Source organism: Pseudomonas sp. RW407 (genome assembly GCF_003176655.1).
Lineage (GTDB): Bacteria > Pseudomonadota > Gammaproteobacteria > Pseudomonadales > Pseudomonadaceae > Pseudomonas > Pseudomonas delhiensis.
On the sequence record NZ_QGSL01000107.1, the window covers coordinates 1 to 5,828 of the forward strand.

The 5,828-nt window shown below is 68.8% G+C and carries 6 protein-coding genes and 1 pseudogene; 6 read left to right on the forward strand and 1 reads right to left on the reverse strand.

The window, feature by feature from the left end:
- Positions 1 to 44: 44 nt before the first annotated feature.
- The gene (yjgA, locus tag DK254_RS23920; protein ID WP_043272347.1) at positions 45 to 569 is read right to left on the reverse strand and encodes a ribosome biogenesis factor YjgA; all 525 of its coding nucleotides are present in this window, start codon (positions 567 to 569) and stop codon (positions 45 to 47) included.
- A 119-nt stretch (positions 570 to 688) separates the two neighbouring features.
- Here yjgA and pmbA point away from each other — a divergent pair, with 119 nt between their 5' ends.
- The 6 genes and pseudogenes from pmbA to DK254_RS34880 all read left to right on the forward strand — a co-directional run.
- Entirely contained in the window at positions 689 to 2,038 is a 1,350-nt protein-coding gene (pmbA, locus tag DK254_RS23925; RefSeq protein WP_109935845.1) for a metalloprotease PmbA, read from the forward strand.
- A 485-nt stretch (positions 2,039 to 2,523) separates the two neighbouring features.
- Positions 2,524 to 2,895, forward strand: coding sequence for a hypothetical protein (locus DK254_RS23930; RefSeq protein ID WP_009617785.1), 372 nt, complete (start codon positions 2,524 to 2,526; stop codon positions 2,893 to 2,895).
- Between the two features lie 13 nt (positions 2,896 to 2,908).
- On the forward strand, positions 2,909 to 4,285 hold the full coding sequence (gene fumC, locus DK254_RS23935; RefSeq protein WP_109935846.1) for a class II fumarate hydratase FumC: 1,377 nt from the start codon (positions 2,909 to 2,911) through the stop codon (positions 4,283 to 4,285).
- A gap of 29 nt (positions 4,286 to 4,314) precedes the next feature.
- The gene (locus DK254_RS23940; RefSeq protein ID WP_109935847.1) at positions 4,315 to 4,764 is read left to right on the forward strand and encodes a hypothetical protein; all 450 of its coding nucleotides are present in this window, start codon (positions 4,315 to 4,317) and stop codon (positions 4,762 to 4,764) included.
- Positions 4,765 to 4,772: 8 nt separating this feature from the next.
- On the forward strand, positions 4,773 to 5,399 hold the full coding sequence (locus tag DK254_RS23945; RefSeq protein ID WP_109935848.1) for a superoxide dismutase: 627 nt from the start codon (positions 4,773 to 4,775) through the stop codon (positions 5,397 to 5,399).
- 22 nt (positions 5,400 to 5,421) lie between these two features.
- Positions 5,422 to 5,828: pseudogene (locus tag DK254_RS34880) on the forward strand (ZIP family metal transporter); the annotation flags it as partial.

Below are 5,828 nucleotides of genomic sequence, written 5' to 3' on the forward strand. Positions count from 1 at the left end.
TGGGCGGGACCGGCGCCTGAGGCGCCGGGAAGGACGGGCGGGGCTTAACGGAGACCGCGCTTGAGCTCGTCCAGTTCGCGGATGTACTTGAAGATCTTCCGCGCCGCGGCCGGGGGCTTGTCGTGAGCGGCCTCGTGCTGGGCGTGGCGGATCAGCTGCAGCAGGTGCTGGCGGTCGCTGTCCGGGTATTCGGCGAAGAAGGCGGAAAGGGCCTCGTCGCCACCTGTGATGAGGCGGTCGCGCCAGCGCTCCAGGGCGTGGAAGCGCTCGTTGTACTGGCGCGTGGAGCTGTCGAGCTGGTCGAGCAGGGCGACGATGGCGTCGAGGTCCTGGTCGCGCATCAGCTTGCCGATGAACTGCCGGTGGCGTTTGCGGGCGGCGTTGGCCTTGTGCTTGGGCGCCTCGTCGATGGCGCGGCGCAGCGGCTCGGTGAGCGGCAGGCGGTCGAGCATGTCCGGCTTGAGCGCGGTCAGGCGCTCGCCGAGGTCCTGCAGGGCGTGCAGCTCGCGTTTTACTTGCGACTTGCTCTTCTCTTCGAACAGCGAGTCGTCGTCTTGATATTCAGCCATGGCGGTGGTCCAGTGGAAAACGCCGCCATGATAACGAGTCGAGGGTCGCTTGTCCGGCCCGCCCGCGAGGCCACGGGGCCCGATGCCCCGCCCGCGGAACAGAACAGGAGAGTTTGGCAATGAGCGAACAGGCCAAGGCCGTCGGCCCAGAGGCACTTCCGGCACTGCGCGAGCAGGTCGAGCGGATCGTCGCCGAGGCGAAGCGCCAGGGCGCCAGCGGCTGCGAAGTGGCGGTGTCCCTGGAGCAGGGGCTGTCCACCAGCGTGCGCCAGCGCGAGGTCGAGACGGTCGAGTTCAACCGCGACCAGGGCTTCGGCATCACCCTCTACGTTGGCCAGCGCAAGGGCTCGGCGAGCACCTCGGCGACCGGCGACGAGGCCATCCGCGAGACGGTGGCGGCGGCCCTGGCCATCGCCAGGCATACTTCCGAGGACGATTGCTCCGGCCTGGCCGACCCCGCGCTGATGGCCCGCGACCTGCCCGACCTGGACCTCTACCACGCCTGGTCGCTGACCCCGGACCAGGCGGTGGAGCGCGCCCTGGCCTGCGAGGCCGCGGCCTTCGACGCCGACCCGCGGGTGACCAAGGCCGACGGCACCACCCTGAACATCCACCATGGCTGCCGCGTCTACGGCAACAGCCACGGCTTCATCGGCGGCTACGCCAGTACCCGCCACAGCCTCAGCTGCGTGATGATCGCCGAGGGCGAAGGGCAGATGCAGCGCGACTACTGGTACGACGTGAAGCGCCGCGGCGAGCTGCTGGACAGCCCGCAGAGCATCGGCCGCCGCGCCGCCCAGCGCGCCGCCAGCCGCCTCGGCGCACGCCCGGTGCCGACCGCCGAGGTGCCGGTGCTGTTCGCCCCGGAGGTCGCCGTGGGCCTGTTCGGCCACTTCCTCGGCGCCATCTCCGGCGGCAGCCTGTACCGCAAGTCGTCGTTCCTCGAAGGCTGCCTGGGCCAGCGCCTGTTCCCCGAATGGCTGACCCTCGACGAACGCCCGCTGCTGCCCGGCGCCCTGGGCAGCGCCGCGTTCGACAACGATGGCCTGGCCACCTACGCCAAGCCCTTCGTGGAGAACGGCACCCTGGTTTCCTATGTGCTGGGCACCTATTCCGGGCGCAAGCTGGGCATGCCCAGCACGGCCAACGCCGGCGGCGTGCACAACCTCTTCGTCAGCCACGGCGACGAGGACCAGAAGGCCCTGCTGCGGCGCATGGGCCGCGGCCTGCTGGTCACCGAGCTGATGGGGCAGGGCGTCAACCTGGTCACCGGCGACTACTCCCGCGGCGCCGGCGGCTACTGGGTGGAGAACGGCGAGATCCAGTTCCCGGTGCAGGAAGTCACCATCGCCGCCAACCTCAAGGACCTGTTCGCCAGCATCCTGGCCATCGGCAACGACGTGGAGAACCGCGGCAACCTGCATACCGGCTCGGTGCTGGTGGAAAGGATGATGGTGGCTGGGAACTGATAGCAGGCTGTGGTTCTGGAGAACGCCGTTTCCTGCCGAGGGAAGCGGCGTTTCTCTTTCCGCAATAGCTCTTCGTAGGAGCGAGCTTGCTCGCGAATTGCATTCTGCCGGCTAGGCTCGGCGCTCGCCCCAAGAGCGCCCTCTCCCCAGCCCTCGGCTGCGCGCCCCGCCCTGAAGGGAGAGGGGGCAGTCCGTGCCGAGAGGAGGAATGGTTTCAGCCGGAAACCTTCGGCGCTGCCGGCTAACTGCAGAACATCCAAATACACCGAACGGTCCCCTCTCCCTTCAGGGAGAGGGTTAGGGAGAGGGAAAGGCGCCTCCCTTATGCAGCGGCGTTTCAGGGGAACTCCCTTCGCGAGCAAGCTCGCTCCTACGAAGAGCACCCGGCGAAACTACCTCCTCGATTTGCCCTACTCCCTTGGTCTGACTTGTATTTTCTTTCTCTCGTAACGATAATCAATCTCATTATCGGTTGAGGGATTCCCATGTTCGTCGAAACCCACACCTCCCTGCTCGACCGCTGGTACCGCCTGGGTACCCGCATCCGCTGCGCGCTGGAGCCCGACGAGCCGCGCCTGCTGGAGCTCTACCTGTTCGAGACGCGCTACCTGGTGGCCTGGGAGCCGCTGCCGGCCTGGCAGTTGTTCGAGAAGAGCTTCCAGTTGCTGCTCGACACCGCCGCCGATGTCGCCTTGCCCTGGCACTGGCGCGGCCTGTGCCTCGATCACGCCTACCGCCCGCTCTGCGATCTGCGCCGCCTGGCCGGCGATGCCGAGCGCAGGCAGCGCCTGCAACAGCTTTCGCGCCGGCTGGCCACCCAGCCGATGGCGCCTTCCCTGACGTACCACGACCTGTAAGCGAGAAAGCAGAATGACTGACAGCCGTATCGAACGCGACAGCATGGGTGAACTGGCGGTGCCGGCCGCGGCACTGTACGGGGCCCAGACCCAGCGTGCGGTGAACAACTTCCCGGTCAGCGGCCAGCGCATGCCCGCCGCCTTCATCCGTGCGCTGCTGCTGGCCAAGGCCGCCGCGGCGCGGGCCAACGTCGCCCTGGAGCAACTGGACGCCGAGACCGGCGCGGCCATAGTCGCCGCCTGCGAGGAATTGCTGGCCGGCGATTTCCTCCAGCATTTCCCGGTGGACGTGTTCCAGACCGGCTCCGGCACCAGCTCCAACATGAACGCCAACGAGGTGGTGGCGACTCTCGCCGGGCGCCGCCTGGGCCGTGCGGTCAACCCCAACGACCAGGTCAACTGCGGGCAGAGCAGCAACGACATCATCCCCTCGACCATCCACATCAGCGCCGCCCTGGAAATCCACGAGCGCCTGCTGCCGGCCCTGCGCCACCTGCTGGCCACCCTCGAGCGCAAGGCCGGCGAGGTGCAGCGCTACGTGAAGACCGGCCGCACCCACCTGATGGACGCCATGCCGGTGCGCCTGAGCCAGGTGCTCGGCGGCTGGGCCCAGCAGGTGCGCCAGGCCACCGCCCACCTCGAGGCCCTGCAGCCGGCGCTGCAGCAACTGGCCCAGGGCGGTACCGCAGTGGGCACCGGGGTGAATGCCCACCCGCAGTTTTCCGCGCGCTTCTGCCAGGAGCTCAACGGCCTGACCGGCCTGGCCTTCCGCCCGGGCGACGACTTCTTCGCGCTGATCGGCGCCCAGGACACCGCCGTGGCCGTTTCCGGCCAGCTCAAGACCCTCGCCGTGGCGCTGATGAAGGTCGCCAACGACCTGCGCTGGATGAACTCCGGCCCGCTCGCCGGCCTCGCCGAGATCGAGCTGGAGGCCCTGCAGCCGGGCTCCTCGATCATGCCCGGCAAGGTCAACCCGGTGATTCCCGAGGCCACCGCCATGGTCGCCGCCCAGGTGATCGGCAACGACGCGACCATCGCCGTGGCCGGGCAGTCCGGCAACTTCGAGCTGAACGTGATGCTGCCGGTGATCGCCGACAACCTGCTGCAGAGCATCCAGCTGCTGGGCAACGTCAGCCGCCTGCTGGCCGACAAGGCCATCGCCAGCTTCAAGGTCAACGAGGCGAGCCTGCGCGAGGCGCTGGCGCGCAACCCCATCCTGGTCACCGCGCTGAACCCGATCATCGGCTACCAGAAGGCCGCCGAGATCGCCAAGCAGGCCTACCGCGAGGGCCGGCCGATCATCGAGGTGGCGCTGGAGAACACCGATCTCGGCCGCGAGCGCCTGGAGGCCCTGCTGGACCCCGAGAAACTCACCGCCGGCGGCCTCTGAAGGCCGCCCCCACCGTGGAGGTACGCGACATGCGCCATTGGCAACAGACCATCGAACTGGGGAACCGCTGCTTCATCCGCAACGAGTTGATCGATGCCCGCGAGCACTACCTCCACGCCCTGGCCCACGCCCAGTTGCTGCTGGGCCGCTGGCACGAGCCGGACGAGGCGGTGATGGCCTTCGTCATCTCCCACCACAACCTCGGTGACCTGCACGTGCAGCTGGGCCAGCCGGAAGAGGCCGCCGAATACCTGTGCAACTGCCACGAGCGGCTGCTGGAACTGAGCATCGACCCGCGGCAGAGCCGCGACATGCGCGAGGCCGCGCTGCGCCACAGCCGGCGCAGCTACCTCGAGCTGCTCAATTTCATCGGCGAGCACGGCAACTACCCGCGCACCCGCGAGCTGCTGCACCAGCAGGGCGAAGTGGAGCTGCGCCCCGGCCTCTTCGCCACCCCGCAATCCATGCGCTACCACTAGGAGCGACCATGCCCCACAGTCTTCCCGCCTTGCCCTACGCCTACGACGCCCTGGAACCGCACATCGACGCGCGGACCATGGAGATCCACCACAGCAAGCACCACCAGACCTACGTCAACAACCTGAATGCCGCGCTGGAAGGCACGCCCTTCGCCGAGCTGCCGGTGGAAGAACTGCTGCAGCAGCTGAACCGCCTGCCGGAGAAGCTGCTCGGCCCGGTGATCAACAACGGCGGCGGCCACGCCAACCACTCGCTGTTCTGGCAGGTGATGTCGCCCGCGGGCGGCGGCGAGCCCGACGGCGCCCTGGCCCGCGCCATCGAAACCGAGCTGGGCGGCTACAAGGCCTTCCGCGAAGCCTTCACCAAGGCCGCGCTGACCCGCTTCGGCAGCGGCTGGGCCTGGCTCTGCGTCGACAGCCAGGGACGCCTGAAGGTGGAAAGCAGCGCCAACCAGGACAGCCCGCTGATGCAGGACCTGATCCCCATCCTCGGCCTGGACGTCTGGGAACACGCCTACTACCTGCAGTACCAGAACCGCCGGCCGGAATACATCGCGGCCTTCTACGAGGTGGTCGACTGGCCGGAAGTGGCGCGCCGCTACCGCCTGGCCCTGGAGCAGCGGGGGCTCGCCTGATGCCTGCCGGGGAAGTGGCACCATGCGCCCGCTAGAGGCAAGCGCGCGCCAGGCCGGCGCACGCAACCTGCGCTGGTGGCTCGGCCTGGGGATAGTGCTCCTGGGCAGCGGCCTGCTGTTCAACCACCTGTTGCTGCTGGCTCGCCTGCAATTGCCGGCGCCGTTGTACCAGGCGCTGGTCGGCGGCCTGGTCTGCGCCCTGGGTACCGCCCTGGGCGCCGTGCCGGTGCTGCTGATCCGCAGCATGCCGGCGCGGGTGGCCGATGCCCTGCTGGGCTTCGGCGCCGGGGTGATGCTGGCGGCGACCGCGTTCTCGCTGCTGCTGCCGGCGCTGGAGGCGGTCGAGGCCAGTGGCCGCTCGCCGCTCTACGCGGCCTTGCTGGTGAGCTTCGGCATGGCCCTGGGGGCGCTGGGGCTGATGCTGGCCGG

Excerpts from the sequence above, each read along its gene's own strand:
- yjgA (WP_043272347.1), bottom strand. The coding sequence starts at position 569 with ATGGCTGAATATCAAGACGACGACTCGCTGTTCGAAGAGAAGAGCAAG.
- pmbA (WP_109935845.1), top strand. The coding sequence starts at position 689 with ATGAGCGAACAGGCCAAGGCCGTCGGCCCAGAGGCACTTCCGGCACTG.
- DK254_RS23930 (WP_009617785.1), top strand. The coding sequence starts at position 2,524 with ATGTTCGTCGAAACCCACACCTCCCTGCTCGACCGCTGGTACCGCCTG.
- fumC (WP_109935846.1), top strand. The coding sequence starts at position 2,909 with ATGACTGACAGCCGTATCGAACGCGACAGCATGGGTGAACTGGCGGTG.
- DK254_RS23940 (WP_109935847.1), top strand. The coding sequence starts at position 4,315 with ATGCGCCATTGGCAACAGACCATCGAACTGGGGAACCGCTGCTTCATC.
- DK254_RS23945 (WP_109935848.1), top strand. The coding sequence starts at position 4,773 with ATGCCCCACAGTCTTCCCGCCTTGCCCTACGCCTACGACGCCCTGGAA.